25 protein-coding genes are annotated in these 25,500 nt (G+C 36.1%); 5 read left to right on the top strand and 20 right to left on the bottom strand.

What is annotated here, in order from left to right; all coding sequences use genetic code 11:
- Nucleotides 1-12: 12 nt before the first annotated feature.
- The 14 genes from ftsA to mraZ all read right to left on the bottom strand — a co-directional run bounded on the left by ftsA (nt 13) and on the right by mraZ (nt 15,484).
- Entirely contained in the window at nt 13-1,395 is a 1,383-nt protein-coding gene (gene ftsA, locus ACL9RH_RS21035) for a cell division protein FtsA (RefSeq protein ID WP_422695298.1), read from the bottom strand.
- A gap of 86 nt (nt 1,396-1,481) precedes the next feature.
- Nucleotides 1,482-2,456 carry a cell division protein FtsQ/DivIB gene (locus ACL9RH_RS21030; RefSeq protein ID WP_422695297.1) on the bottom strand — a complete coding sequence of 325 codons (975 nt, stop codon included), beginning with the start codon at nt 2,454-2,456 and terminating at the stop codon, nt 1,482-1,484.
- A 43-nt stretch (nt 2,457-2,499) separates the two neighbouring features.
- A complete protein-coding gene (locus tag ACL9RH_RS21025; protein WP_422695296.1) occupies nt 2,500-2,877 on the bottom strand; it encodes a GxxExxY protein in 378 nt (125 codons plus the stop codon).
- A 189-nt stretch (nt 2,878-3,066) separates the two neighbouring features.
- A complete protein-coding gene (gene murC / locus ACL9RH_RS21020; protein WP_422695295.1) occupies nt 3,067-4,431 on the bottom strand; it encodes a UDP-N-acetylmuramate--L-alanine ligase in 1,365 nt (454 codons plus the stop codon).
- A 148-nt stretch (nt 4,432-4,579) separates the two neighbouring features.
- Nucleotides 4,580-5,680: an undecaprenyldiphospho-muramoylpentapeptide beta-N-acetylglucosaminyltransferase gene (gene murG, locus ACL9RH_RS21015; RefSeq protein WP_422695294.1), complete on the bottom strand. Its 1,101-nt coding sequence runs from the start codon at nt 5,678-5,680 to the stop codon at nt 4,580-4,582.
- A 47-nt stretch (nt 5,681-5,727) separates the two neighbouring features.
- Nucleotides 5,728-6,966 carry an FtsW/RodA/SpoVE family cell cycle protein gene (locus ACL9RH_RS21010; protein WP_422695293.1) on the bottom strand — a complete coding sequence of 413 codons (1,239 nt, stop codon included), beginning with the start codon at nt 6,964-6,966 and terminating at the stop codon, nt 5,728-5,730.
- A gap of 65 nt (nt 6,967-7,031) precedes the next feature.
- On the bottom strand, nt 7,032-8,357 hold the full coding sequence (murD, locus tag ACL9RH_RS21005) for a UDP-N-acetylmuramoyl-L-alanine--D-glutamate ligase (protein WP_422695292.1): 1,326 nt from the start codon (nt 8,355-8,357) through the stop codon (nt 7,032-7,034).
- Nucleotides 8,358-8,419: 62 nt separating this feature from the next.
- A complete protein-coding gene (gene mraY / locus ACL9RH_RS21000) occupies nt 8,420-9,661 on the bottom strand; it encodes a phospho-N-acetylmuramoyl-pentapeptide-transferase (protein WP_422695291.1) in 1,242 nt (413 codons plus the stop codon).
- 43 nt (nt 9,662-9,704) lie between these two features.
- Nucleotides 9,705-10,085, bottom strand: a complete 381-nt coding sequence (locus ACL9RH_RS20995) for a four helix bundle protein (RefSeq protein WP_422695290.1) — start codon at nt 10,083-10,085, stop codon at nt 9,705-9,707.
- A 38-nt stretch (nt 10,086-10,123) separates the two neighbouring features.
- A complete protein-coding gene (locus tag ACL9RH_RS20990) occupies nt 10,124-11,584 on the bottom strand; it encodes a UDP-N-acetylmuramoyl-L-alanyl-D-glutamate--2,6-diaminopimelate ligase (RefSeq protein WP_422695289.1) in 1,461 nt (486 codons plus the stop codon).
- A 55-nt stretch (nt 11,585-11,639) separates the two neighbouring features.
- The gene (locus ACL9RH_RS20985) at nt 11,640-13,631 is read right to left on the bottom strand and encodes a penicillin-binding transpeptidase domain-containing protein (RefSeq protein ID WP_422695288.1); all 1,992 of its coding nucleotides are present in this window, start codon (nt 13,629-13,631) and stop codon (nt 11,640-11,642) included.
- Nucleotides 13,615-13,980, bottom strand: a complete 366-nt coding sequence (locus ACL9RH_RS20980) for an FtsL-like putative cell division protein (protein WP_422695287.1) — start codon at nt 13,978-13,980, stop codon at nt 13,615-13,617. Before ACL9RH_RS20980 ends, ACL9RH_RS20985 begins: the two co-directional genes overlap by 17 nt.
- Nucleotides 13,981-14,083: 103 nt before the next feature.
- Complete coding sequence (rsmH, locus tag ACL9RH_RS20975; RefSeq protein ID WP_422695286.1) at nt 14,084-14,977, bottom strand: 16S rRNA (cytosine(1402)-N(4))-methyltransferase RsmH; 894 nt, start codon at nt 14,975-14,977, stop codon at nt 14,084-14,086.
- Between the two features lie 48 nt (nt 14,978-15,025).
- Nucleotides 15,026-15,484: a division/cell wall cluster transcriptional repressor MraZ gene (mraZ, locus tag ACL9RH_RS20970; RefSeq protein ID WP_422695285.1), complete on the bottom strand. Its 459-nt coding sequence runs from the start codon at nt 15,482-15,484 to the stop codon at nt 15,026-15,028.
- A 272-nt stretch (nt 15,485-15,756) separates the two neighbouring features.
- On the opposite strand from mraZ, the gene ACL9RH_RS20965 reads away from it, so the two are divergent.
- The 3 genes from ACL9RH_RS20965 to ACL9RH_RS20955 all read left to right on the top strand — a co-directional run bounded on the left by ACL9RH_RS20965 (nt 15,757) and on the right by ACL9RH_RS20955 (nt 17,648).
- Nucleotides 15,757-16,518, top strand: a complete 762-nt coding sequence (locus ACL9RH_RS20965; RefSeq protein ID WP_045492318.1) for an alpha/beta fold hydrolase — start codon at nt 15,757-15,759, stop codon at nt 16,516-16,518.
- A 64-nt stretch (nt 16,519-16,582) separates the two neighbouring features.
- Entirely contained in the window at nt 16,583-17,206 is a 624-nt protein-coding gene (gene yihA, locus ACL9RH_RS20960; RefSeq protein ID WP_422695284.1) for a ribosome biogenesis GTP-binding protein YihA/YsxC, read from the top strand.
- Nucleotides 17,199-17,648 (top strand): GNAT family N-acetyltransferase, encoded by a 450-nt coding sequence (locus ACL9RH_RS20955; protein WP_422695283.1) that lies wholly within the window; start codon nt 17,199-17,201, stop codon nt 17,646-17,648. Before yihA ends, ACL9RH_RS20955 begins: the two co-directional genes overlap by 8 nt.
- A gap of 35 nt (nt 17,649-17,683) precedes the next feature.
- Here ACL9RH_RS20955 and ACL9RH_RS20950 read toward each other — a convergent pair whose 3' ends face one another.
- The 5 genes from ACL9RH_RS20950 to ACL9RH_RS20930 form a co-directional block, all read right to left on the bottom strand.
- Nucleotides 17,684-17,875, bottom strand: coding sequence for a hypothetical protein (locus tag ACL9RH_RS20950; RefSeq protein ID WP_422695282.1), 192 nt, complete (start codon nt 17,873-17,875; stop codon nt 17,684-17,686).
- 101 nt (nt 17,876-17,976) lie between these two features.
- The gene (locus ACL9RH_RS20945; RefSeq protein ID WP_422695281.1) at nt 17,977-18,270 is read right to left on the bottom strand and encodes a hypothetical protein; all 294 of its coding nucleotides are present in this window, start codon (nt 18,268-18,270) and stop codon (nt 17,977-17,979) included.
- Between the two features lie 153 nt (nt 18,271-18,423).
- Nucleotides 18,424-19,089 (bottom strand): response regulator, encoded by a 666-nt coding sequence (locus tag ACL9RH_RS20940; protein WP_422695280.1) that lies wholly within the window; start codon nt 19,087-19,089, stop codon nt 18,424-18,426.
- 15 nt (nt 19,090-19,104) lie between these two features.
- Nucleotides 19,105-20,793 (bottom strand): tetratricopeptide repeat-containing sensor histidine kinase, encoded by a 1,689-nt coding sequence (locus tag ACL9RH_RS20935; protein ID WP_422695279.1) that lies wholly within the window; start codon nt 20,791-20,793, stop codon nt 19,105-19,107.
- A gap of 66 nt (nt 20,794-20,859) precedes the next feature.
- Complete coding sequence (locus ACL9RH_RS20930) at nt 20,860-21,051, bottom strand: hypothetical protein (protein ID WP_422695278.1); 192 nt, start codon at nt 21,049-21,051, stop codon at nt 20,860-20,862.
- Nucleotides 21,052-21,446: 395 nt separating this feature from the next.
- Between ACL9RH_RS20930 and ACL9RH_RS20925 the strand changes: the two genes are divergently transcribed.
- Both ACL9RH_RS20925 and ACL9RH_RS20920 read left to right on the top strand, forming a co-directional pair.
- A complete protein-coding gene (locus ACL9RH_RS20925) occupies nt 21,447-22,325 on the top strand; it encodes a hypothetical protein (protein WP_422695277.1) in 879 nt (292 codons plus the stop codon).
- A 77-nt stretch (nt 22,326-22,402) separates the two neighbouring features.
- Nucleotides 22,403-24,211, top strand: a complete 1,809-nt coding sequence (locus ACL9RH_RS20920; RefSeq protein WP_422695276.1) for a metallophosphoesterase family protein — start codon at nt 22,403-22,405, stop codon at nt 24,209-24,211.
- A gap of 64 nt (nt 24,212-24,275) precedes the next feature.
- On the opposite strand, the gene ACL9RH_RS20915 is transcribed toward ACL9RH_RS20920, so the two are convergent.
- Entirely contained in the window at nt 24,276-25,346 is a 1,071-nt protein-coding gene (locus ACL9RH_RS20915; protein ID WP_422695275.1) for a phosphatidylinositol-specific phospholipase C1-like protein, read from the bottom strand.
- Nucleotides 25,347-25,500 lie beyond the last annotated feature (154 nt).

The raw sequence follows: 25,500 nt of genomic DNA, 5'->3' as shown, positions 1-25,500 counted from the left end.
TATCATTTATATTTATTCTACTTCTTCAAAGAATTTTTTTACTTTTTCCATAAGCGATTGCCCAAATGTAAGCTTCGCTTTTCTGTTTTCTTGCTTTTCTCTTGCTGCAGGTTGTTCCTGAACGGGTGCTTCTTCTTTTACAGGTTGAGCGGGTTCTGCCTGCGCAACAGCTGTTTCTGGTTTGGGTTGTTCAACAACCACTTCCATGATTTCTTCAGCGTTCTGCTTTTTGTCACGAATTTTTAAACTCTCCATTAGCAATCCGATAGAGGTAGCAAATTCAGGACCTTTCAGATACTGGTTTTTATCGTTGGCGATATATTCGTTGGCAAAACCAATTCTGCTGTCGAAACCTGTTGTATAGTTGGCCAGCTGACGAAGGTGTTTAAGGTTGGAACCACCACCTGTCAGAACGATTCCGGCAATCAGCTTCTTTTTTTGTTCAAAAGCTCCGTATGCCTTTAGCTCTGTATTTACCATTTCAAGAATTTCTTCTACTCTAGCATTAATGATTTGTGCTAAAGTTTTTAAAGAAATTTCTTTGTCCGGTCTTCCGTGAAGTCCCGGTATTGTTACAAAAGTACTGTCTTTTTCCAATTCGGGAACAGCCGAACCGAATTTTACTTTCAATTGTTCAGCATGTTTCTCAATAATAGAGCATCCTTCTTTGATGTCTTCTGTAATAATTCCTCCTCCGTATGGAATTACACAGGTATGGCGGATGATATTATCTTTAAAAATGGCAATATCCGTGGTACCACCACCAATGTCTACGATAGCGACACCAGCTTCTTTTTCTTCTTTGGTAAGAACGGCTTCTGAAGAGGCTAGAGGCTCCAGGGTAAGGGCTTCCATTTCTAATCCTGCTTCACGTACGCATCTTGCAATATTTCGGATGCTTCCCATTTGTCCTACAACGACATGGAAATTAGCTTCTAAACGTTTTCCGTGCATCCCGACAGGTTCCTGAATTTCACCTTCGGAATCCACTTTGTATTCTTGAGGAAGTACATGGATAATTTCTTCTCCAGGAAGCATGACCAGCTTTTTCACCTGATCTTTTAATGCTTCAATGTCATCGTCTGTAATAAATTTATCCGGATGTTCACGCATAATATAATCGGAGTGCTGCAGAGAACGGATGTGTTTTCCTGCAATACCTACCGTAACCTTGCGGATAGGAACCCCGGCACTGGACTGTGCCTCGGTAACTGCAGCCTTGATTGAATTAATGGTTTGTGAAATATTATTCACAATTCCTTTATGAACACCAAGACTTTTAGCTTTTCCTACACCGAGAACTTCTATTTTCCCGTGTGCATTCCTTCTTCCGACAATCGCGACTATCTTCGTTGTCCCGATGTCCAGACCTACTGAATACTCTTGATTTTCCATTTTTATATCGATTTGATTTTTTCTACTTTTTCCATGATCAGGACCTGAGTCCTGGTTTGTGTTACATTGTCTTTTTGAGACGGGGTTTATTCTATTTTTACCTTGGCTTTTGGCTTAGGCTTGGACTGCGCCGGTGCCACTGTTTTTTTCTCTGGTTTTTTTGTTTCCTTTGTGTGTGTTTTTGGTTTTGTGCTTTCTTTAGGTTTGGAAGCGACAGGGTTTGTTTTTTTGGTTTCGGCTAACTTTGGTTTGACTTCTGTTTTTTTAGAGGCCATCAGTGAAGGAGCTTTTGCCATTTCCTGCTTTCCTGCTTTCAAAATACTGTCATTTTCTTTAAAATAAGGGTTTAAAGTGGTCACAATCTGATTCTGATATTTTACAGAAACCATACTGTATTTTTGCGGGTCCTGGTACACCAGGTATTTTTCCACAAAGGTTTTAAATCCTTTTACTTTAAATTCAATGTTTTCCAGATCTCCTATCTCCACTCTGTAGTTTCCTTCGCTTGTCAGAAGACTGTAACTGTCTTTATTTTTTGAAATTCCGATAAAGTATTTCTTGCTGAAATCGTCTTTATCAATCTTTTCAACCAATTCTGCCAGTTTTTCATATTCATCGGGCTGCACATTTCCTGTTACCAGCATGCAAGGATGTGAATAGGTTCTTGAAATCGGGAATTCGACTCCTTTTTCATCCACATAAAAATCTTTTCCATCTTTATTGAGCCTGAAAACTGGAACTCTCTGTTTGATATCCAGATTGAGTTTTCCGTTTAGGTTTAGGTAGACGTTGGCACTGTCGACGGCAGGAAGAGAGTTGATCTTTTTTTCTAAAGCAGGAATGTTTAGATCTCCTACTTTTCCTGATGGATTTTCTTTTTTTACGATCTCCCTGATATCTTTTTCGTCAACAAAATAAACCGGCGTTCTCTCGCTCATCTTTACAGAAATCTTATTATCTGTAATCTGCTCACGGCTGAATCTTCTCAACGAGAAACTCAGTAACAATCCGAGGATGATTACGGTGACAACAATTTTTAATATTCTGTATTTATTTTTCATATTTTTCTTTAGTCGCTACGGACATAAAGCCATTTTATTTTCTTTATAATTTATTTACAACTCGTTTTACTCCATTTTTGAATAAAACTGAATGGAAGTTCAAAATCATTCCAAGTTTTATATTTGTTATTCTTAAATAATTTAAAAGCTGGAAGAAATGATAGTCATTAATCTCCTGAACTGCTTTTATTTCAATTATTAATTTGTTTTCAACTAATAAATCTACTCTGAACGCTTTATATATTTTTAACTCTTCATATTCAATGTCAATATTTTTTTGACTTTCGACATTTAATCCTCTGTTTTTTAGTTCATAAACTAAACACTCTTCATATACATTTTCATAAAGCCCAATTCCAAGCGTACGATGTATTTTCATTCCAGCATTGAAAACAATCTCTGAAATTTCATTTTCTATCATACATTTTGTGTTTTTATGAACGCTATGATCGCAAGGTAATCTGTTTATTTTTCCGATCGCGAGAGCGTTTCACTCAGCGAATGCTATAACCTTTATAATTTGTTTTTTTTAATAAAATAATTTGTTTTCTCATTTGCTGAGTGAAACGCCTTTGCGATCGATTTTACATTTTTTTCGCGAGCATTGCGTTTATACTCCAATTTTCTCAATCCATTCACATATAGGGTCATACAGGGTGTCTATATTTCCTGCGCCTACAGTAAGGAGGATATCAAAATCTTTTTCTTTTATTTTTTCAAAAGTATCAGCTAATGTTGATACTTCTTTTTTATCTAATGTTACTTTGTTCAACAGCCAGCTTGAAGTGATTCCTTCAAAATTTTCCTGAAGTTCTCTTGCCGGGTAAATGTCGAGAAGAATAAGCTCGTCTGCTTTGCTTAAACTTTCTGCAAACCCGTCTGCAAAATCTCTTGTTCTGCTGAAAAGGTGAGGCTGGAAGGCTACCAATAGTTTTTTATCAGGATAAAATGTTCTGATTGAGCTCATTACAGCATTGATTTCTGTAGGATGGTGAGCATAATCATCAATATAAATTTTACCGTTTTGATAAATATGTTTCGTGTATCTTCTTTTAATTCCTTTAAAATTGGCAATTGCCTTTTTCAGCGTATCAAAATCTGCGCCCAAATTGTGGAGAATAGCCAGTGCTACCGTCGCATTTTCAACATTATGGATTCCCGGGATTCCCCAAACGAAATCTTTTATGGTTTCTGTTGGAGTATGGAAATCAAAATAAATCTTGTCATGATCCATACGCAGATTGTCTGAATAGTAGTCTGCAGGTTCATTGACAGCATACGTCTGATGACCTCTCCCGATCTCAACGCCTTTTCTTACGAAGAGCTGCTGATCTTGTGGAACTAAAGCTGCAAATTGTCTGAAACCTTCCTCAATATGGCTCTTATCGCCATAGATATCTAAATGGTCTGCATCTGTAGAAGTCACTACTGCCCAATCCGGAGAAAGGTTTAAGAAACTTCTGTCGTATTCATCCGCTTCTACAACAGAGTAAGTAGAACCATTGTACAGGAAGTTGGATTTAAAATTTTCAGAAATACCTCCTAAAAAACATGAGAAAGGTAAGTCTGCTTCTTTACACAAATGAGCCACAAGGGTAGAAGTAGTTGTCTTTCCATGCGTTCCTGCGATAGCAATACAGTCTGTGTTTTCTGTAATGAGCCCTAAAACTTTGGCGCGTTTCAATACTTCGAACTGATTTTGGTTGAAGTAATCTAAGATTTCAAGGGTTTTGATAGCCGGCGTATAAATAACCAGTGTATCTTCTTTCTGAAGGGAAGTGATCTTATCATCAATAAGGTCTTCAAAAACAATATCAATACCTTCATTCATCAGATTTTGAGTAAGTTTGGTATTGGTTTTATCGTATCCCAATACTTTTTTTCCGGACGCATTGAAATAGCGTGCTAAAGCGCTCATTCCGATCCCTCCGATTCCGACGAAATAAAAAGTCTGATATGTTTGTAAAATATTCATTTATACTTTAATCTTTAATTACTTCTGAACCAGTTCAGAATTTTATTACTAAATTTTATATTATAAGGTTTTAATCAACTAACATCAATGCCCGTTAACGACTTAAATTTTAAAGGTATCAGGCTGAGCTAGTCAAAGTCCTTCCTCATTATTGTATTATTTTAAAAATTTCGTCTACAATCTCTTTTGTGGCATTTGGCTTGGCAAAATATTTAAGATTGTCGGACATTTCTTTTCTTACACTTTCATTTTCGCAGATTTCTGATAATGTATTCCAGAATTTTTCCTGCATTTCAGAGTCTTTTACCATTCTGGCAGCATCTTTTTCAACCAGATTCATGGCATTTTTGGTTTGGTGATCTTCCGCGGCAAAAGGGAAAGGGACCAATAATACCGGTTTCTGGGCTACTGCCAACTCTGAAATGGCGATAGCTCCGGCTCTTGAAACAATGATATCGGCTGCAGAATAGGCAAGCTCCATCTCTTTGATGAATTCCAGGATCTGAATATTTCCGTTAGCAACATCTTTTGTTTCGTTTAAAATATCTTTATAATCAAGCTTTCCTGTTTGCCAGATCAGCTGATAGTCTTTGTCTACTATTTGTTTAAGGTGAGACTTCCAGGCATTATTCAGTGTTCTGGAACCCAGAGAACCTCCAACAGATAGGATAGTAAGCTTGCTTTTATCCAGTCCCATTTTTTCTTTTGCCTGAGAAGTTTCCTGCATTCCGGAAATAATGGTTGAGCGAATCGGATTTCCCAGAAATTTGATCTTTTCTACTGGGAATCCTGCTACTTTTGGATAGGCTGTAAATATTGCTTTAGCTGCTTTGCTTAAAATCTTATTGGTTACTCCTGCATGAGCATTTTGTTCCTGAATAAAAACAGGAATTCCCAATTTGCTGGCTTCATAAAGCGCCGGTCCACTGGCAAAACCTCCTGTTCCTATGGCAAGATTGGGAGCAAAATCTTTGATAATTGTTTTAGATTTTGATAAACTTTTCAGAATTTTGAAAGGTAATCCAAGGTTGGATAATAGATTTCCTCTGTCGATTCCTGCAATATCAATTCCTTCGATTTTATAACCGGCCTGTGGAACTTTTTCCATTTCCATTTTTCCGTTGGCACCAATGAACAAAAATTCTGCATCCGGAAATCTTTTTTTGATTTCGTCAGCAATGGCAATGGCAGGGAAGATGTGTCCTCCTGTTCCTCCGCCTGATAATATTACTTTTAACTTTTTGTTCATTTTTATCGGTTTTGAAATTGCTTTGTCATTTTGTTTTTGGCTATGACTTAAGCGATATCGTTTATTTCTGCTATACTCTGTTTTTTGCCCAATCCTTCTTCATCATAAATCTGAATTCGCGAGCTTATATTTAAAATAATTCCTAACTGCAGGTAGGTTACCAGCATTGATGTTCCTCCGTAGCTTATCAAAGGCAGCGGCTGTCCGGTTACCGGGATCAGATTCACTGCAACGGCAATATTCACCGAAAGCTGTATAAAGATCATGACTCCGAGACTAAGCACGAGCAACGATCCGAAGAAGGCAGGCATTTTACTGGCAATCATGACAATTCTTATCATCATAATCAGGTATAAACTTACCAGAAAAGCGGCCCCAATTACACCATATTCTTCTACAATAACCGCAAAGATAAAGTCGGAAGCAGACTGTGGAAGCATTTGCTTCAATGCACTTTTTCCTGGGCCCATTCCGGTAATTCCGCCGTGTACAATGGCTGCTTTGGCCTGCATCACCTGATAATTTTTTGCTTTTACGCTTTCGTCATCTGTGTCTGCTGTTTTTGCCTTACTGGAGGTAAAGGTTTCAATACGGCTCATCCATGTATGAACACGGTTTCCACCAATCATATTGGTATTCAGTGCAATCAATAAGAAAAATACGATGGCAACAAATGATGCGGAGATAAATCCTGCAATGTATTTCCAGTGAAGCTGGCCTATTACCAGGACAATTACCGAAACCATCAGAATCATTAATGCTGTGGAACCATTATCTTTTGCAACCAGTACGAAAACCAGGAGAATAGGTCCGAAAATATACATGATATTCTCTATCGGAAGTCTTTCTCTTGTGATCTTTTTGGTTAAATATCTGCACAGGTAGATGATCAGCATTAAAAAGGCAAATGATGACGGCTGGAAGGAAATAGGGGTCCCCGGGATTTTCAACCATCTGGAAGCACTGGCTCCGTCAATAGTTTGCCCGGTAAACATGGTGACAATCAGTAAAACAATCATTAAGCCGAGCAGAATGCTGCTGAGCTTTCCAATGTATTCGTATTTGACTGTTCCCACCAGTCTCATGATTCCTAATCCTAAGACTACAAAGAACATATGTTTGATAACGTGACCTGTTGTAGTCCCGTTATTAACAATGTATTCAAGATTTGAACTTGCAGAGTAAACAGGGAAAATAGAGAAAATGGAGATCACAAGAATGACCATCCAAAGTACTTTATCGCCCTTTAGAAACTCAAATCTGCTTTCTGTGTTCTGTTCGTCCATATTTTTTGTATTGATGTACGATGTACAAAGTAAGAGGTACTTTTTACATGTGACATTTTACATTTTTATTTTAATACCTGTTCTTTAAACTGGCGTCCTCTGTCTTCATAGCTTTTGAACAAGTCAAAGCTTGCGCAGCATGGAGATAATAAAACGGTATCGCCTTTTTGTGCCAATGATTTTGAAATTTTCACGGCTTCTTCCATGCTTGAAGTATCATAGATGAATTCTTTTTTGTCTTTAAAGAAATCTATGATTTTCTTATTATCTACTCCAAGGCAAACAATTGCCTTTACTTTTCTTTTGACTAAATCTTCAATTTCGGTATAGTCATTTCCTTTATCTAATCCGCCAACAATCCATACGGTTGGGGTTTTCATACTTTCTAAAGCGTAGTAAGTCGCGTTTACGTTGGTTGCTTTACTGTCGTTGATGTATTTTACACTGTCAATTTCAGTGACAAGCTCCAATCTGTGTTCTACAGCCTGAAATGTCATCAATGAATGTCTGATGCTTTCATTGTTTATTTTTAATATTTTACCGGCAATAGATGCTGCCAGACTGTTGGCAACATTGTGATTTCCCAATAGAGATAACTCATCAACCTTCATTGAGAATTCATCGTTCACTTTTACCACAATTTCCTCATCATTCACGAAACCTCCTTCCGGTAACTTCTCTTTTGTAGAGAAAGGGATCATTTTCGCTTTTACCTCAAGCTTTTCAAGAAGATTTTTACTCATTTCATCATCTTTATTGTAGATGAAGAAGTTGTCATTTTCTTGATTTTCAGTGATTCTGAATTTTGCCAAAGCATATTCCTCATAGTTGTAGTTGTACTGATCCAGGTGATCCTGAGACAAGTTCAACAGTAAAGAGATATAAGGTCGGAAATTCTGAATATCATCCAGCTGGAAAGAACTTACTTCCAGCACATAATATTCATGGTTTTCGTCTGCAACCTGCTTGGCAAAGCTATAGCCTATATTACCTCCTAACCCTACGTTTAATCCGTCATTTTTCAGGATGTAGTAGATTAAAGAAGTTGTTGTTGTTTTTCCGTTGCTACCTGTGATAGCGATGATCTTTGCATCGGTAAATTCAGAAGCAAATTCAATTTCCGAGGAAAGTCTTATACCTTTCTCGTGAATTTTATTGATGATCTCGGCTTTTTTCGGAATTCCGGGGCTTTTTACGATCCAATCGGCATTTAAAATCCTTTCTTCATCGTGGTTTCCTTCTTCAAATTCAATTTCATTATCGGTAAGAAACTGTTTATAGTTATCCTTAATGGCTCCTTTATCTGAAAGAAACACTTCCAAACCTTTCTTTTTAGCCAAATAAGCAGCTCCGCATCCGCTTTCTCCACCTCCTAAAACAACTATTTTCATATTATAAAAGCTTTATGCTATAGGCTTTAAGCTTTACGCTTATTGCTTACAGCTTTTGATTTTTATCTCATTTTTAATGTGATCAGACATACAATAGCCATTATTACTCCAATGATGATCATTCTGTTCACGATTTTACTTTCGTGGAACCCTTCTTTCTGATAATGATGGTGTAACGGTGACATTTTGAATAGTCTATTGTTTTGGGCATATTCCAACCCGTATTTTCTTTTTCTGTATTTGAAAACTATAACCTGAAGCATTACAGACAGGTTTTCGATTAAGAAGATTCCACATAATACAGGAATCAACAGTTCTTTTCTTAAAATGATGGCTAAAACAGCAATAACTCCCCCCAACATTAAACTTCCGGTGTCTCCCATGAAAACCTGTGCAGGATAGGTATTGTACCAGAAAAACCCGATTACTGCCCCTACCATTGCTACGGCAAAAATGGTGGTTTCACCCATATTCGGGAGGAACATGATATTGAGATAGTCTGCAAAGATGATGTTCCCGGAAAGGTAGGCAAAAAGGGCCAGTGTAAGAAGGATGATTGTACTGGTTCCGGCTGCAAGGCCATCAATTCCGTCTGTAATATTGGCTCCGTTGGAAACAGCGGTTACAATGAAGATTACGATAGGAATAAAGACAATCCATGCCCACTCATGGGCATCTTTATCATTCATCCAGAATAACATTCCGCTATAGTCAAACTCATTATTCTTTGCAAAAGGAACGGTAGAAACAGTTATTTTTTCTGTAGGCATAAAGTTTTGCTCTACATTATTTCTGTTCACTACTTTAGCATCTGCATATTTTCTTTTAACAGTAATATCTGGGTGGAAATACATTGTAACTCCGACAATTAACCCTAAGCCGACCTGGCCTACGATTTTAAATTTTCCACTTAAACCATCTTTGTTTTTCTTGATTTTCTTTAAGTAATCATCCAGAAAACCAATGGATCCCATCCAAATCATTGAAACCAGCAGCAGAACAATATAAACGTTGGTAATTCTTGTAAACAGCAATACGGGAATAATGGTTGCCAGAATGATGATAAGTCCTCCCATGGTAGGAGTTCCTTCTTTTTGTTTCTGACCATCAAGTCCAAGATCACGCACCAATTCTCCCATTTGTTTTGTTCTCAGGTAATTGATTACTCTTTTTCCGTAGACAAGAGCAATGATTAATGAGAACAGTACAGCCATTCCGGCGCGGAAGGAGATGTATTTCAACAGTCCTAATCCGGGAACGTGAATTCCATGGTTGGTTAGATATTCGTATAGATAGTATAGCATGTTTCTGTTTTTTATTATTTAAAAATTTAACTTATTTAAAGATTTAGAAATTGGGCTTTTCGATATTACTACTCAAATATTTAATGAAATTGGAAATATTTGAAGAAATTTCTCTTGATAGGATTATCATCTCCTCAGCTTTATTTTCACTCCCTAATTTTAATCTTTTACTTACAATCAATAGGCTTCTTACTTCAGCGCAGCTGCCTTTAGCAATTTTTAAATATTTAATAAATTGTCTGTTATTATTATATTCTGAGCCCTCCGCAATATTGTTGCTAATGGAAAAACTCGCTCTTTTTATCTGGTTATTAAATTCAAATTCTTTTTCAAAACTTTGACTCTGAAGAAATTGATATACTTTTTCAATAAGATCTAAACTTTTGAGATATACAGGAAAGTCTTCAAAATTCTTAGTCATCATCAAATTTTTAAATCTTTTAATGAATTTAATCTTTCAATCTATTTTGACATTAATTTCCAAAGTTCATTAATCACTTCTTTGTCATCAAAATGATGTTTCACACCATTAATCTCCTGATAGTTCTCGTGCCCTTTTCCGGCAACTAAGACGATATCTTTGGGCTCTGCAAACTTTATAGCCATTTTTATAGCTTCTTTTCTATCCGGAATTGAAGTGTATTTGCTGAAGTTCTGAGGTTCAACACCTGCTTCAATTTCTTTAATGATCTGTGCCGGATCTTCTGTTCTCGGATTGTCTGAAGTGATGATTGCCAGTGTAGATTTTTTGGTGGCAATATTTCCCATTTCAGGTCTTTTGGAGTGGTCTCTGTCTCCTCCGCAACCGAATACCGTGATCAGTCTTTCGTTTTTGGTTCTGATATCGTTGATGCTGTCCAGAATGTTTTCCAAAGCATCCGGAGTGTGTGCATAATCTACGATAAAGAAAATTCCACCATCGGATTTGAATGTTTCAAACCTTCCGGAAACTCTTTTCAGTTTACTGATCGCCTGAAGAATCTCATCCTGCTCAAAACCTAGTTCAGTAGCGATTCCAAAGACAAGTAACAGGTTGTATACATTGAACTTACCCGTTAAGGTTGTCCAAAATTCTTTTCCGTTGAAGTTGGCCAGCATTCCATTGAAATCTACTTCCAGAAGTTTTCCGTGGTAATCTGCCAGTGTTTTCAATGCGTAAGACTTCTTTTTAGCCTTCGTATTCTGAAGCATGACATTACCATTTTTATCGTCTATATTCGTAATGGCAATAGCCGTATCTTCCAGTTCATCGAAGAATCTTTTCTTTGCTTTCAGGTATTCTTCGAATGTTTTATGATAGTCTAAATGATCATGCGTAAGATTGGTGAAACCTGCTATTTTGAAGTGTAATCCTTCAATTCTGTTTTGGGTAATACCATGAGAGCTTACTTCCATGAAGGCAAATTCACATCCTTTTTCAACAGCCTCTGCTAAAATTCTGTTGATGGTAATAACATCCGGAGTGGTATGTGTTGCCGGAATAATTTCGTCGGCTATTCTTATTTCTACAGTTGAAAGCAATGCAGAATCGTATCCTAAGTTTTTGAAAACATCAAAAAGAAGGGTCGTAACAGATGTTTTTCCATTGGTACCGGTAACGCCTATTAATTTCAGTTTTCTGGAAGGATTTCCATAGAAATTTGAAGCAAGATGACCGAGAGTCTTAGATGAATCTTTTACCTGGATATAGGTTACATTTTCTTGTAATGTTTCGGGAAGCTCTTCGCAAACAATTGTTGCAGCTCCTTTTTCAATAGCTGATGTAATGAATGAGTGACCATCTACAACTGTACCTCTCATAGCAATGTAAAGAGAGTTTTCAGTAACCTTTCTGCTGTCGATCACCAATTCTGTAACCTCACGGGTGTTGTCACCGTGGATTTCTATTACTGGGATTCTGTTTACTAATTCTGTTATTATCATCTTTATCAATAGGTTTTTCCTATCTTGTTTTAAATGTCTTTTCAGACGCTGTTTTCTAATTTTGCAGAGATAAATAAATTCTCTGGTTCTTACTGATCGTGGTGCCTTCTAACGGGAATTGTTCTTTAATTCGTCCTACTCCTTTATAGTCGACACGGTAGCCTAAGTTTTCCAGTTGCGGGATTACATTTTTACCAATTAATCCTACTACATTAGGCATTTGCTTATCGTTAACTGCTACTTTTACATTAGGTTCAACCATTTTGCTTAGGTTTACCTTTTTGTCTACGAGCATTTCTTTTTCTATGTTTTGAGGGGTTTTCAGGAATGTTTTTCCTGCAATTTCCTTAAATACCGGTGCAGAAACAGGTCCCCCATAAAATCCTATGGATGTATTAGGTTCACTAATCATTACATAGCAAGTGTATTTTGGAGCGTCTGCCGGATAAAATCCTGCAAATGAAGCTCTGTATTTCATTGGGCCAGGAAGCCAGTATTCAAATCTTGCGGTTCCGGTTTTTCCTGCCATTTTAAGGTTGGGTGTGAAGATGCTTCGTCCTGTTCCTTTTTCAACGGCTTTCGTTAAGGCGCTGGTCATCATTTTAATGGCTTTTTCTGAAGCCATTTTGTTGACCATTACTTCCGGTTTTGCTTTGTACATCACTTTTCCATCCTTTAAAATTTTGTCGATGAATAAAGGTTTAAGCATTTTACCACCGTTGGCTACTCCGTTGTAGAAAGTGGTTAATTGCAGCAAATTGATATTTGAGGAATATCCATATGAGATAGACGCTAATGTTGCGGCATTCCATCTTTTGTTTTCCGGGGTTACGATTTTAGGTTTTGTGATTCCCGGAAGTTCAATGTCCATTTTGTCGAAAAGTTTCCAACGTTTTAAATGGTCAAGGAAGATCTGAGGTTTTTCTGAATAATATTTTGTGATCAGTTTCGAAGTTCCAACATTGCTGGATTTGGCCAAAACATCACTAATGTCATAAATTCCGCCACCATGTCCGTCTGAAATTCTCTGTTTAGCATAGGTCCAAACTCCGTTTCCAACGTCTACCGTTGTATTTTCGTCAATGAATCCGTCATCCATTGCAGCCAATAGCGAAATGGTTTTAAAAGTAGATCCCGGTTCAATATTATCTTTTAAAGCATAGTTATAAGAGTCTTCGTAATCTCCTGATTCTGTTCTTCTTAAGTTAACAAGAGCACGCACTTTTCCTGTTTCTACCTCCATTACAATAACAGTCCCGTGTTTTGCTTCAAAATGAATAAGCTGCTTCTCTAAAGCGGAGTGTGCAATGTCCTGAATTCTAAGATCTAAGGTCGTATAAACATCTTCTCCGTCTACCGGTTCCTGAACTTTCCAGAAGTCGATAGGTTTCCATTGGGAAGAATTGATTCTTTGTTCCAGTCTTTTACCGTCTGTACCTGTCAGGTATTTTGAAAAGGCTCCTTCCAGACCGGATTTAAGTTCTCCATTGTCGATACCGATCGTTCCGGCTCCGATTTCTGAAGTGGCCAATTCTCTTTTATAGTTTCTGTCTACAATGAATCCGCCTTTATTTTTTCCTCTTTTGAAGATCGGGAATTTTCTGATTCTGTCGTATTGGTCAAAATCTAGACCTTTTACCAAAGTATAGTACTGGTTTTTCTTTTTCTTCTGCTCATCAAACTTCTGTCTGAATTCTCCTCTGGATTTTCCGAACATTTTGCTCAAAGAATCTGTTAACGCACCGATATTGTTGGTGTAAATGGTATCCTTCATGGTTTTGAAGTCCAGATAAATGTCGTAGCGCATTACAGTGGTGGCGAGAATAGAGCCATCAGAAGCAAACAAATTACCACGGGCAGCTTTTAAAGTAGCTTCACGGTAATTTTTGTTGATGTAGTCGTCTTTTATTTCCTGAACATTGGTGTTTTGAAGAATAACAATTCTTGCCAAGAACATTACAAACACGCACAAAGCTACCACTGCAAAGAGGTAGCCCCATCGTAAAGTTTTTTTACGCTTATTGTCGTATTCATTTTGCTTTTGCATCTGTACTGTCCAGTTTTATTAGCAATTTATGAGGGTGGTTTTCCAGGGTCATTAGTGAGTCCCGGGCAACCTCTTTCCCCAGCTCCGATTCCATTTTTACTTTAATCAGCTTACTCTGGGCGTAAGCATTTCGAGATTTGTATTCTTCTGTTTCTTCTTTTAACTCGTTTACAATTCTAATTTTCTTGTTGACGAGATGGTTGGTATAAATCATGGCCATCATCAATACAAACAACAGGAGAAAATACTTGTAATGTATTTTGATCTCATCACGATTCAGAAAATTACCCTTTATAATATCTATAAAGGTGAGTCTTTTCTGAGGGCGATTTGTTGTTCTTTTAGCCAATTTATTATATCAATTAATTTGCTTCGCAGTGAATTTACTTCGTTCCAATGGTCAATTTTATTTTGTTAAATGATTCACTATTGACAATTCACTCATTCACATTTTATACTTTTATTCCGGTTCTCATTTTGGCGCTTCGGGCTCTTGAGTTTTCTTCAATTTCCTGATCATCCGGGATAATTGCTTTACTCTTTATCAATTCGAATGCCTTTTTATAATTTCCGTAGATATCTCTTTCCGGTTCTCCTTCAAACATTCCATTTTTCAGGAATCTTTTTACCAGACGGTCCTCCAGTGAGTGATAAGAAATCACTACCAATCTTCCTTCCTGTTTTAAAACATTGTAAGACTGAACAAGCATTTCTTTTAATACTTCAAGCTCCTGGTTAACTTCTATTCTGATCGCCTGAAAAAGCTGCGCATAGAATTTATTAACCTTATGAGGAGGGATGTAGCTGAAAAGCTTTTTCAAATCCTCTGTAGTATCTATACTTTTAGTTTTTCTGTGGTGAACAATTTCTCTTGCCAGTTTTCTGGCTTCTCTTAGTTCTCCGTAATGGTAGAAAAGATCAGCAAGTTCTGATTCTTCATATTCATTAATAACTCTTTTGGCGTCCAGGCTCTGCATCACGTTCATCCTCATATCCAAAGGGGCATTGCTTCTGGTAGAAAAACCTCTTTCTGCCTCATCAAACTGATGGGAAGAAACGCCTAAGTCTGCCAAAACACCGTCTACCTGAGAAATTCCGTACATCAACAGTGAGTTCTCCAGAAATCTGAAGTTCTGATTAACCAATGTAAACCTGGGATCATCAATTGTATTTTTAAGTGCATCCAAGTCCTGGTCGAAACTGAAAAGCCTTCCTTTATCGGAAAGTCTACTCAATATCTCCCTGGAGTGGCCTCCGCCTCCAAAGGTGCAGTCCACATATATTCCGTCAGGATTTGTCACCAAATCATCTACACTCTGCTTCAACAAAACGGGGTTATGATACATGCTTAATTGTGTTTTTTATTTAAATAATAATCCATTAATAACCTACAGTTATTCTTCATCGAAAGCGCCCATTACATCTTCAGCAAGGCTGGCGAAATCTGCTTCGTTGGTAGAAATTACCTGTTCATAGGCTTCTTTATCCCAAATTTCGAAGAGTTCTCCTGCGCTGGTAACTACAATATCTTTCTGAAGATTTGCAAAATTCGTCAGGTCTTTAGAGATCTGTAGCCTTCCTGCATTATCCAATTCTACTGTCTTTACTCCTGCCGTAAACATTCGTATGAAATCAGCATTCTTTTTTATGAATCTGTTCAGCTTATTAATTTTGCCCATCAGTTTGTCCCACGCATTCATAGGATAAACCTCCAGACAAGGTTGGAACACAGATCTTTTGACTACAAACGCTTTGTCTTCGAAGTTTTCCATCTGTTTGATTAAAGATGAAGGAACTTTTAAGCGGCCTTTGTCGTCAATTTTGCACTCATATGTTCCAATGAAATTTTTCATTTGGGACAAATTTATATAATAATTTCCAAAATTTCCCACTTTTTCCCACTTTTTGACTCAATGTTAATAAGTTTTATTAAAGATTGAGTTGTAAGAATGTAAATTATTGATATGTAGATACTTGTTGAAACTGTTATTTATACCATAATAAAGCGGATTTGAAAAAAAAAGTTAAAATGGCGAATATTATATTATTTTTATCTTAAATTAGGATAATCAAAATATTTTTGAGGTTTAATTTGTATTTTTGCAGTGCTTTATTAAGGCGTTTTATGATATTTAGTACAAAAAAAGAAAAGAAATATTCCTATGTAGAGGCTGGGGAAGGACATCCATTAGTGCTGTTGCACGGGTTAATGGGTGGTTTGAGTAATTTCGATAAAATGGTAGATTTTTTTTCAGACAGAGGTTTCAAAGTATATGTTCCTCAGTTGCCTATCTACGATCTGCCGGTACTCAATACCAATCTTACTACAATAGCAAAATATATTATCAAGTTTATCGAAAGTCATATTTCAGGACCTGTTTCCATTGTAGGTAACTCGATGGGAGGACATGTAGGTCTTATTCTGACATTGGCGAGACCGGATTTGGTAAAAAATCTAGTTCTTACAGGAAGCTCAGGTTTGTATGAAAGAACTTTCGGAGACAGCTTTCCAAGAAAGAACGACAGATCTTATATAAGAAAGAAGACCGAAGAAGTTTTCTATGATCCCAAAGTAGCGACAGAAGATCTTGTGGATGAAGTTTTTGCGGTGGTGAATGACAGGATGAAAGGAATAAAAACAGTAATGTTGGCCAGAAGTGCCATCAAACACAATATGCTGAATGATCTTCCTAAGATTGTCACTCCAACGTGTCTGATCTGGGGAAAGCAGGATAACGTGACTCCTCCGGAAGTAGCGGAAGATATGCATAAGTTTATTCCCAATTCGGATCTGTTCTGGATAGACCACTGCGGCCACGCAGCGATGATGGAAAAACCAGATGAATTCAATGAAATTCTATACAACTGGATTAAAGATAAAGTGTAAATACCTAATAAAGACCATTAAGAACTTTTCTTAATGGTCTGTTTTTCTAAAAATATATTCAAAAATGATTATTAAGACAGCAGAGTTTGTAAAGAGTAGTGGCAAATGGCAGGAGTGCCCGGAACCGAATATTCCTGAATATGCTTTTATCGGAAGGTCGAACGTAGGAAAATCATCACTGATCAATGCCATGATGAATCATAAAGATTTGGCTAAAACTTCACAAACTCCAGGGAAGACCCAGCTGATTAATCATTTTCTGGTTAATGAAAACTGGTACCTTACCGATTTACCGGGTTACGGATATGCTAAAGTTTCAAAGGTTCAGCGTAAAGACTTTGAAAAGCTGATCACGAATTATATTCTGAACAGAAGAAACCTTGTCAACCTTTTTGTATTGGTGGATATAAGGCACAATCCACAGAAAATAGATCTGGAATTTATCCAATGGTGTGGTGAAAGCGGAATTCCTTTTTCCATCGTTTTTACAAAATCGGATAAGTTGAAACCGAATGCTGTAGTTAAAAACGTTGAAGACTATAAAGCAGAACTGCATAAGACATGGGAAGATCTTCCCGAGCTTTATATAACATCGGCAGAGAAAAAAGAAGGAGGAGATGAAATCCTTAATTTTATCCAGAAAACAAATGATTTTTTAACCCATAATAACATTAGCTTTGATGAATAAGATCGTTTGGAAAATTAAAACTTTTGAAGAGTTTACTGTTCCTGAACTGTATGCTGTACTGAAAGCCCGAATTGATGTTTTTGTAATTGAGCAGAACTGCCCTTATCCGGATCTTGATAATTATGATCAGAAAGGGGTTCATATCTGGGCAGAAGAGGATGGGCAGGTTTTGGCGTACTGCCGTATTTTTGACAAGGGAATAAAATTCGATGAGACTTCTATAGGAAGAGTTCTGACAACAGAACAGGGAAGAGGAAAAAGCCTTGGGAAACAATTGATACAATATGCGGTAGAAACTATCGAAAATAGATTCCACACTTCGGAAATCAGAATTTCTGCACAGGATTATCTGTTGAGATTTTATGGAGGATTCGGTTTTGAAGATACCGGAAAAAAATATCTGGAAGATGATATTCCCCACACGGAAATGATTAGAAAATAAATAAAAAGGTATCTCAAGTGGGATACCTTTTCTTATTATTGGAAAGTGAATAGAGGCGGAGGGAGTTGTCCGGAATTACCTCCAACAGGTTCTCCATCTTCATTTCCGGGAGGAAGTCCTTCTGGAGAATGGGAAGTAGTTTGTATTGTTACAGGTGTATTATTGTGAATCGTTGAATTTTCGTTGGGAAATGCTAATCCCAGAAGTAGTAGAATAAGTTGAATCATGTTTTAGTTTTTAGTTGAGATCCTGAAAATACAAAAAAAGCGAAGAAAGTTCTTCGCTTTAATGATTATATATGGAGTGTTTTTAGTTTTTTTCTTTTTGATTAGTTGCAGGTTGAACAATATGATCTGTCTACGTACTTTTTGCTGCTGCCAGTATAATAATAGCAGCCACCTCTTTCCCCAACATAAAGTGTATGACCATTGTAGGTACATCCTCTGCTGGAAGAATAAACGTTTGAATAAGATGAACTTCTTGATTTGCTTTTTCTGCTCTTACTTTTTTTAGGTTTTTTGGCAGATAACTCTTTGGTGGAAACACTTGTTGTGGCTGCTGAAAGATGAGCGGGTAATAATAATCCCATTCCCAGAAGTCCAGTGAATAGTAATTTTTTCATGGTTGTAGATTTTTATTTATATGTGGTAGTTTTCATGGTAGTTTGTTTACAGGACAAAAGTACTATCCACGGAAAGTGAATCCTTACGGGAAACCGTAAAAATAAAAAACCTTCCAAATTTTGAAAGGTTTTTATAGATATATGGAATGCAGGTTAAATAATTCCCAGATCTTTGCAAAAAGCAACCAGTTGTTCGTTGCTGGTAATCTGCAAATCTTCTTTCAGACTGTTTAGCTTCTTTTCTACACTGCTTAAACTATTGGGTCTGATATTGTTATTTTGAAGATAAACCGGGATGTTCTTTTGCAGAACTCCTTGCGAGAGTAAAGAGACTAACGTAATGTCATACTCTGAAAATTCATAACTGTTCAGCTTTTTCACATCCTGTTTAAGATCCAGGGATAGGTAGTTTTGGTTATCATAAACAGATGCTACAGCTTTTTTAAGATCTTTAGAGTCGTTTCTTGCTTTACGTACGAAACCATTGATTCCGAATTCTTTGAAAAGAGTATCAATAACACCGGATCTATGTTCTGCCGAAAAAACAATCGTTTTAAGAGAAGGTTGTATTTCTTTTATAGCCTGTATAAGTTCTTTGCCATCCTTTATTTTCTGTTCCCGATGATCTTCTTCGTAATAGAGGTCGGTAATCAATAAATCATAAGGTTCGCCTTCTCTATGAGATTTCTGAATTTTGGCAAGAGCATCATCACAATAAGACACATAATCAGAATGAGGAATATTAAGTTCTTCTAAAGTTTTCTGTACAGAGATGCTGATACTTTCGTGGTCTTCGGCTATTAAAATTTTTTTAAACATTTTTTCTTCTATTTTTTATGCGGGGAAAGAGATATATACCTTCAATCCCTTTCCGGTTTGAGTATCAAAAATAATTTTTCCATGAATTTTTTCAATACGGGAAACCGTATTTGATAATCCGTTGTTATAGGAAATATCCCCTTGAATACCTACACCGTTGTCTGTGTATTGAATATTTATCAGATTATCCTTTCTTTCAAATTTGAACGCAACATGGCTGGCCTGACTGTGCTTTCTCATATTTACCAAAAGTTCCCGGATCACCTGATAAACCTCATCTTTAGTAGAACTGCTTACTTCTTCCCAAATACTTTTTGAATGTCCTGCAAGAAAGGTATTTACTTCATCATTTTTGAAAGAGCTTATCAATGTGGAAACTTTTATATCAAAATCCAAAGTGTCATTGGTGTCTTCCTTTTCATAGGAAATGTCTCTGGATTTTTCATACACAAATTCCAACTCGTCAAGAGCTTCATCTTTATCAAAATCAGGCTGGTTTTCAATCTTTGTCATCACCTGGTAAATACCATTGGCAACTACGTCATGAACTCTTTGAGAGGTTCTTAACTGATTTTCTTTGATTTTTAGCTCGCTTTTATGTTTGATGTCTTTCTGTCTTCTTCTGTACCAGATGATAATAATAATGATAGCAATCACTAAAGTTCCCATCACAATACTTTGTTTTAATACGATGGCTTCGCTTTTTGCTTTATCATATTTTAATCTCTGGTTTTCGATATTCTTTTTTTCTACCCCATATTCAATGAGTGCAAATCTGTTTTTAGCTTCATCTTTGGAAGTAATAATACTATCATTGAGGGTTTTGAATTCATTAAATAATTTTTTGCCATTGCTTTGTGGGGAAATATCCAGAAGTGTTCCCAAAGACTCTAATCGATCGTAAGGATTATTGACAATAAAGGAAAGTGAATATTTAGCATTTGTATGTTGTATCGCTTTTGGGATGTTAATCTCTGAATAATAGTCTGCCAAATGAGAGTGGGTCGATATTTGTCCTTTAATATCTTTTACCTCTACTTTTAACTGTAAAGCTCTTAAAAGTTCAGGCTCTGGATCAAAAGTTTTATTTTGTAGCCACTTTGTATAGTTATAATTATCAAGGATCATCGCATAATCTTTCACAGACTTGCTAATATTTTTATTTTTTAAAAGCTCTTGATAAATTTTTATACTTCTTGAATAGTCTTTCTTTTTTGCATAAAGATCAGCAATATTATTTTTGATGATTTTATCCTGCTCACTTCTTGTATTGGCTTCTAACGCTTTCTCATACCATTGTAAAGCTTCTGTATAATGTTTGAGATTCTTTTGAGCAATTGCCAACGTATTATAAATAGAAGGTAAATAAGTTGAATCTTTAGGCAGTTTTAAGAAACTTAAAGCTTCTATTGCCCTTTCGTTACTGGTGAAATGATCCCCAATATCATTCAGAATCATTGCTTTGAAAGACAAACTGGCTGCGATGTCCAGAGAATCTTTATTTTGCTTATAAATATCTTCAGCCTTCGAAAATAATAAAAATGCTTCCTGATTATTATTCTTTTTGTAATACTGATTTTCAGCTTCTTTGTAGATGCTGTCAGCTTTTTTTACGGAAGGGTTTTCTGAAACTTTTGATGGAGATTTCTCAGAATAGCTACAGTTTATTAATAAAAGAAGAAGTATAAATCTCAGATAATACATATATAATAAATAGAACCTTAAATATATACAAAAAAGGGCGATGAAATCGCCCTTTTGATATGATTATTATTTCTTTGGAGGAGGAATGTTTCCTGTTTCTCCGCTTGTGTCATCCGGTGCTGTAGAACCTCCCGGGTCCGAAGGACCATTCATCGTATGTACTGTTATAGGAGCTGGGTTGTTATCGTTGGTAGTTGTTGTATTGGCATTATTGTTTGAGAATGCTAAAGTGAATAGCATTAAAAAAAATTCTAACATAGTTCAAAAAATTTGTTGTTAAAGCATTCGTATTCTTCCCTGCGAAGCAGATCGCAGATAGTGCTATACGGTTAAAAAAATTGAAGCGCTTCTAAATTTTTTGGGAAGTGAACCTTCAAAAACGGAGGAGAAACATCTGCTTCCCAACCCGGAGTTTTCCTCCGTTTTATCTGGTGATTTTTGAAATCAGTTTTGTAAATTTGTTTTTGTCTTTTGTTTCTAGTTGTTTGTTTATCAACTGATTTCTGAGTACAAATTTCATGGATTCTGAGGGATTAATTGTGGACAAAGCATAGACAGCGATGGACAATGGATGGACAGGAATTCGCTACGGAAACCCGTAATGCGACACGGTAGAAAATCACCTATTTTGTAATTGCCTTTAAAAACTAATTATGTCCAAGAAAAAACTATTAATCAGTGAGGTTTTTCGGAAAGCACAAGAAGAGTTTCCCAATAAGAATACAAAGAGTGGCTGGTCAAGTGAGCTTTCTGACTATTTTTATAAGAGATGGAAGTTTCTTATTAATGAAAGAACTTTTGTGAGATATTACAATGCTTCTATTCGTGATGATAGAGAGCCGGATATTGTAGATAAAGAGATTCTCGATAAGCTGAGCGAGTATATTGGATATGAGAATTTTGCTGAATTTTCTAGAACGTCTATCAAAAAAGATGAAGAGGCAAGCACAACCACAGTAAAAGTAGATATTGATAACGAAGATGTTCCTTTGGGAGCTAGCGGACCGAATGTCACTGTTAATATCACCAATACCAATTCAAACGAAAACAATCAACACTTTAAAGTTCCTGACTTTATAAAGCAAAATGGAATGGGAATTATCGAAATGGCCCTTATTCTATGTCTGGTTACAGGAAATGTGATGTTTTCAAATGGTAAAAAAGAAGAAAGTAATGGTTCTTCATTTCACTTAGGATTTATGTCAGGAGGAAAACCTGCCATTGAAAAGAAATATATGTATTGGGATGGCGAAAGATATATTGCAACAGATAGTAGTTATATAAGACCGGGAATCAATATTGTCGCCATGAACCAGCATAAATATCTATATTTTCAAAAAATCATGAAAAAAGATACTCTGACTGAAGAAAATGCTCTAGGAAGAACCTGGTATTCAAAATACAATAGCGTGGTTGAATTCTTTACAGAAGATGGAGTAGACCCTGAAAACGGCAGAGAATTGAGAAAATCAACCCCCTTCATTATTTATAAATATGCAGGGCAGCCTAAAGATTCAATAGATGTAGAATAATAAATTTCCTTCACAATAATTTAAAACTCAATTAAAACAATTCTCCATCTATTCTCTTAATTTCGTTTTATTTTAAGATGAATAAAGGAATATTATCATTTTTGATTTTCAGTTTCTCTCTATTGGCAGCTCAGCAAAAACCTGTAAAAATTGCTTTTCTTTCCGATGTACATTTTCAGGATTTGTATGGAAGTTTTTCAGATCATGATTTTAAAGGAATTATAAACCCTAAAACCGGAAAGCCAACCATTTTGAGAACTATGGATTCTCAGCTTCATTCCACAAGGATTTTCAATGAAAACTATTTTGCGTTTCTGAAAGCATTAGATGATATCGCAGCAAAAGGAATAAAAATTGTTGCGATGCCTGGAGATTTTTCAGATGATGGACAGGCTTATAATCTTCGTGGATTGCATAAAATTCTGGAACAATATCATCAGAAATATGGTATTAACTTTTACCTCACAACGGGAAATCACGATCCGGTTGGTCCATTCCGAAATGAAGGAGGAAAAGATGATTTTTTGGGAAAAAACGGAAGCCCCTTAGGAATTTACAGTAAAGATGGTCTTGGAAAAACACAAGATAAGATTATTACCAAAGACATTGCCGAATCCGGTTATCTTGAAATTCTGAGTGAACTAAAAGATTTTGGTTTCTATCCCAAAAAAGGAGATCTGTTTTGGAGTACACCGTTTGATCATACACCATTTACCAATTATTCTTACAAAAAAGCCTTGCTGTCCGCAGATTATTCTAAAAGGATGTATGAAGTTGAGAAAGGGTTCAATGTTCCGGATTTAAGTTATGTTGTTGAACCTGTGAATGGGGTGTGGATGGTTGCTATAGACGGGAATACCTATATTCCCAAAAAGCTTAATGATAAGCCTGAAAATCCTTCCAATTATAAAGGGGCAAGTATTGGTTATAATAATGTACTGACCCACAAACAGCATCTGATACAATGGGTAAAAAAGCTGGCTGATGATGCTAAAAGAAACCATAAAACTCTGATTGCCTTTACTCATTATCCGATGATTGATTTTAATGATGGAGCAACAAAAGAAATTAAGGACTTACTCGGAGAAAAAAAATGGCAGTTGGAAAGAGTTCCTGAGGAAGAAGTAGCAAAAGCATTTGCCGAAGCAGGTTTGCAGGTTCATTTTGCAGGACATATGCATATTAATGATACGGGAGTAAGAAAATTTGGAGAACAGTTCTTGGTAAATGTTCAGGTTCCTTCATTGGCTGCATATCTTCCAGGATATAAAGTATTGACCATCCACTCGCCTGAAAAGATGGAAGTTCAGACAGAAATTCTGAGTACGGTTCCCCGTTTCGACGAATTGTTCCCTTTATACGAAAAAGAACATGAAACCTTAGAAAAAGACATTCACAAAACCTGGTGGAATAAAGATATTTTAAAGACAAAATCCTATCACGACTTTATGCTTTTTCATTTAAAAGAACTGGTTCGTTTAAGAATGATCCCGGATGATTGGCCAGCTGATTTTATCAGAAAAGAAGGGAAGCTCAATGGTGAGGAGATATTATTTTTATCACAAAGTCTGAATGTTGAAAATGCTCAACATAATCTTCAAAAAAAAGGAATTTCCTCAGAACCATTTAGAAAATGGAACTTTGATGATGTCCTGCTGGATCTTTATAAATTTCAGTCAGCAGACGAACTTGCCAGAAAAGATATTCCAAAAGAAAGATTAGAGCAGTATCAAGTGTTAGAAAAAGAGTTTGAAAAGACCAATATTCAGGATCCATTTATCATTCAATGGAAATCTTTATTTAAGATATTGTCTTTACTTTCTTCGGGAGATCCGAGCGATCATTTTGAGATCAATTTACAGTCAAAATCAATACAAAGGCTATAAAAAAGAGAAAGGCTATCTCCAATAATGATTACCTTTCTCTCAAAAAATCTAACTGTAGAAATATTTATTTTCCTGTTATAGGGTTCTTCCTTTCATAAGTATTGCTCTCGAAACTCACTTTATAACTGGATTTGAATAATCGACTCGGGTAATAATAATCGGTAGTAATTATCTGTGCACCGCTTTCCTTTGCCTTTTCAAACCTTGAATAATCTTCATTTCTGGCTTCCATCGTGTCTGCATCTGCTCTGGTACGGATGATATACCCTTTCTGTACAAGCTCTTTTATCTTGGAATTATCCTGAGGCTCGTTCATGAATAATAGTGCAGATTCCGGAGTTCCGGGAGTAGAATTTGTAAAGATCATTCTTCCTTTTAATGAAGGATGGTCTTTAGCATACAAATCTCTGTTTTCGCTGTTATTATCCAGTACAAAAAGAAATTTTCCTCTTGCTTCTTTCACTTTTGGCCAGTTTTTGTGGAGAACAGCATCATTCAAAGTTGAATAGTTTCCACGAATATCATCAGGGGTAATAATTTTATCCTTTCCAAGGAACTTTTTCAGTTCTTGATCCAGATCATCAAAAAGCTTTTGAGTGAAATGTTCCGGTTCGGTTCCAAACGGATTAGCTTTTCCATCTTTTGGCTCAAGGGTTATAAAAACGGGAACATGATCAGGATGCAGATCCGACCATTTTTTTAGATCCTTAAGACAATCTTCCAAGGTATAATACCATGTTTGATAATCAATATCAGTAATATGGATCATTTTATAACCGGGTTTGGTCATTTTATTTTCAGGATCAAAAGGTTCGGACGTTTTTACCAAATCCAGAATTTTGGGATGAGCATATTTTCCTCCTTTACTGTCAGCATACACATCAATTTCAAGGTTTCTCAACCCAAGGTCCAGCTGTTGCGGAATAGGAATATGTTCATATTGAATTTTAGGTAAAGAATTCTGAGAATCTTTCTGTGATAAGTAATTATAAACCTCTGGTAGAATCGCTTTTTTATAAGAATTGTGAGAACCAATTACCTGAATTTCATTGATTTTTAATGGATCAAGAGCTTTAGATTGTGACCAGAATAAATTGGAAGATAAATAAATACCAAGGAAAACGACCTTTTTCATTTCATAAAAATTTGTAAGAACGAAATTAATAGGTCTTCATGGGTTACGGATTATATATTATGTTAAGTGTTTTTTACAATTTTGTGAATGATGAAAAATATTCAATTATAAAATACTGATATAAAGAGTATTATTTATTATCCCTAAATGAGAT

Origin of the sequence: Chryseobacterium sp. Mn2064 (assembly GCF_049319685.1) — a bacterium.
In the GTDB taxonomy this organism is placed as follows: domain Bacteria; phylum Bacteroidota; class Bacteroidia; order Flavobacteriales; family Weeksellaceae; genus Chryseobacterium.
Note: the sequence above shows the minus strand (reverse complement) of the source record. Positions and strands in the feature narration are given on the sequence as shown.

Bases quoted from the DNA above. Each gene is read 5' to 3' on its own strand.
- ACL9RH_RS20990 (WP_422695289.1), bottom strand. From the start codon at position 11,584: ATGATAATAACAGAATTAGTAAACAGAATCCCAGTAATAGAAATCCAC.
- rsmH (WP_422695286.1), bottom strand. From the start codon at position 14,977: ATGTATCATAACCCCGTTTTGTTGAAGCAGAGTGTAGATGATTTGGTG.
- ACL9RH_RS20935 (WP_422695279.1), bottom strand. From the start codon at position 20,793: ATGTATTATCTGAGATTTATACTTCTTCTTTTATTAATAAACTGTAGC.
- murD (WP_422695292.1), bottom strand. From the start codon at position 8,357: ATGAAAATAGTTGTTTTAGGAGGTGGAGAAAGCGGATGCGGAGCTGCT.
- ACL9RH_RS20940 (WP_422695280.1), bottom strand. From the start codon at position 19,089: ATGTTTAAAAAAATTTTAATAGCCGAAGACCACGAAAGTATCAGCATC.
- murG (WP_422695294.1), bottom strand. From the start codon at position 5,680: ATGAACAAAAAGTTAAAAGTAATATTATCAGGCGGAGGAACAGGAGGA.
- ACL9RH_RS20915 (WP_422695275.1), bottom strand. From the start codon at position 25,346: ATGAAAAAGGTCGTTTTCCTTGGTATTTATTTATCTTCCAATTTATTC.
- ACL9RH_RS20995 (WP_422695290.1), bottom strand. From the start codon at position 10,085: ATGATGACTAAGAATTTTGAAGACTTTCCTGTATATCTCAAAAGTTTA.
- ACL9RH_RS20925 (WP_422695277.1), top strand. From the start codon at position 21,447: ATGTCCAAGAAAAAACTATTAATCAGTGAGGTTTTTCGGAAAGCACAA.
- ftsA (WP_422695298.1), bottom strand. From the start codon at position 1,395: ATGGAAAATCAAGAGTATTCAGTAGGTCTGGACATCGGGACAACGAAG.
- murC (WP_422695295.1), bottom strand. From the start codon at position 4,431: ATGAATATTTTACAAACATATCAGACTTTTTATTTCGTCGGAATCGGA.
- mraZ (WP_422695285.1), bottom strand. From the start codon at position 15,484: ATGAAAAATTTCATTGGAACATATGAGTGCAAAATTGACGACAAAGGC.
- ACL9RH_RS20950 (WP_422695282.1), bottom strand. From the start codon at position 17,875: ATGATTCAACTTATTCTACTACTTCTGGGATTAGCATTTCCCAACGAA.
- ACL9RH_RS21030 (WP_422695297.1), bottom strand. From the start codon at position 2,456: ATGAAAAATAAATACAGAATATTAAAAATTGTTGTCACCGTAATCATC.
- mraY (WP_422695291.1), bottom strand. From the start codon at position 9,661: ATGCTATACTATCTATACGAATATCTAACCAACCATGGAATTCACGTT.
- ACL9RH_RS20965 (WP_045492318.1), top strand. From the start codon at position 15,757: ATGATATTTAGTACAAAAAAAGAAAAGAAATATTCCTATGTAGAGGCT.
- ACL9RH_RS20920 (WP_422695276.1), top strand. From the start codon at position 22,403: ATGAATAAAGGAATATTATCATTTTTGATTTTCAGTTTCTCTCTATTG.
- ACL9RH_RS20930 (WP_422695278.1), bottom strand. From the start codon at position 21,051: ATGTTAGAATTTTTTTTAATGCTATTCACTTTAGCATTCTCAAACAAT.
- ACL9RH_RS21010 (WP_422695293.1), bottom strand. From the start codon at position 6,966: ATGGACGAACAGAACACAGAAAGCAGATTTGAGTTTCTAAAGGGCGAT.
- ACL9RH_RS20985 (WP_422695288.1), bottom strand. From the start codon at position 13,631: ATGCAAAAGCAAAATGAATACGACAATAAGCGTAAAAAAACTTTACGA.
- yihA (WP_422695284.1), top strand. From the start codon at position 16,583: ATGATTATTAAGACAGCAGAGTTTGTAAAGAGTAGTGGCAAATGGCAG.
- ACL9RH_RS20945 (WP_422695281.1), bottom strand. From the start codon at position 18,270: ATGAAAAAATTACTATTCACTGGACTTCTGGGAATGGGATTATTATTA.
- ACL9RH_RS20955 (WP_422695283.1), top strand. From the start codon at position 17,199: ATGAATAAGATCGTTTGGAAAATTAAAACTTTTGAAGAGTTTACTGTT.
- ACL9RH_RS21025 (WP_422695296.1), bottom strand. From the start codon at position 2,877: ATGATAGAAAATGAAATTTCAGAGATTGTTTTCAATGCTGGAATGAAA.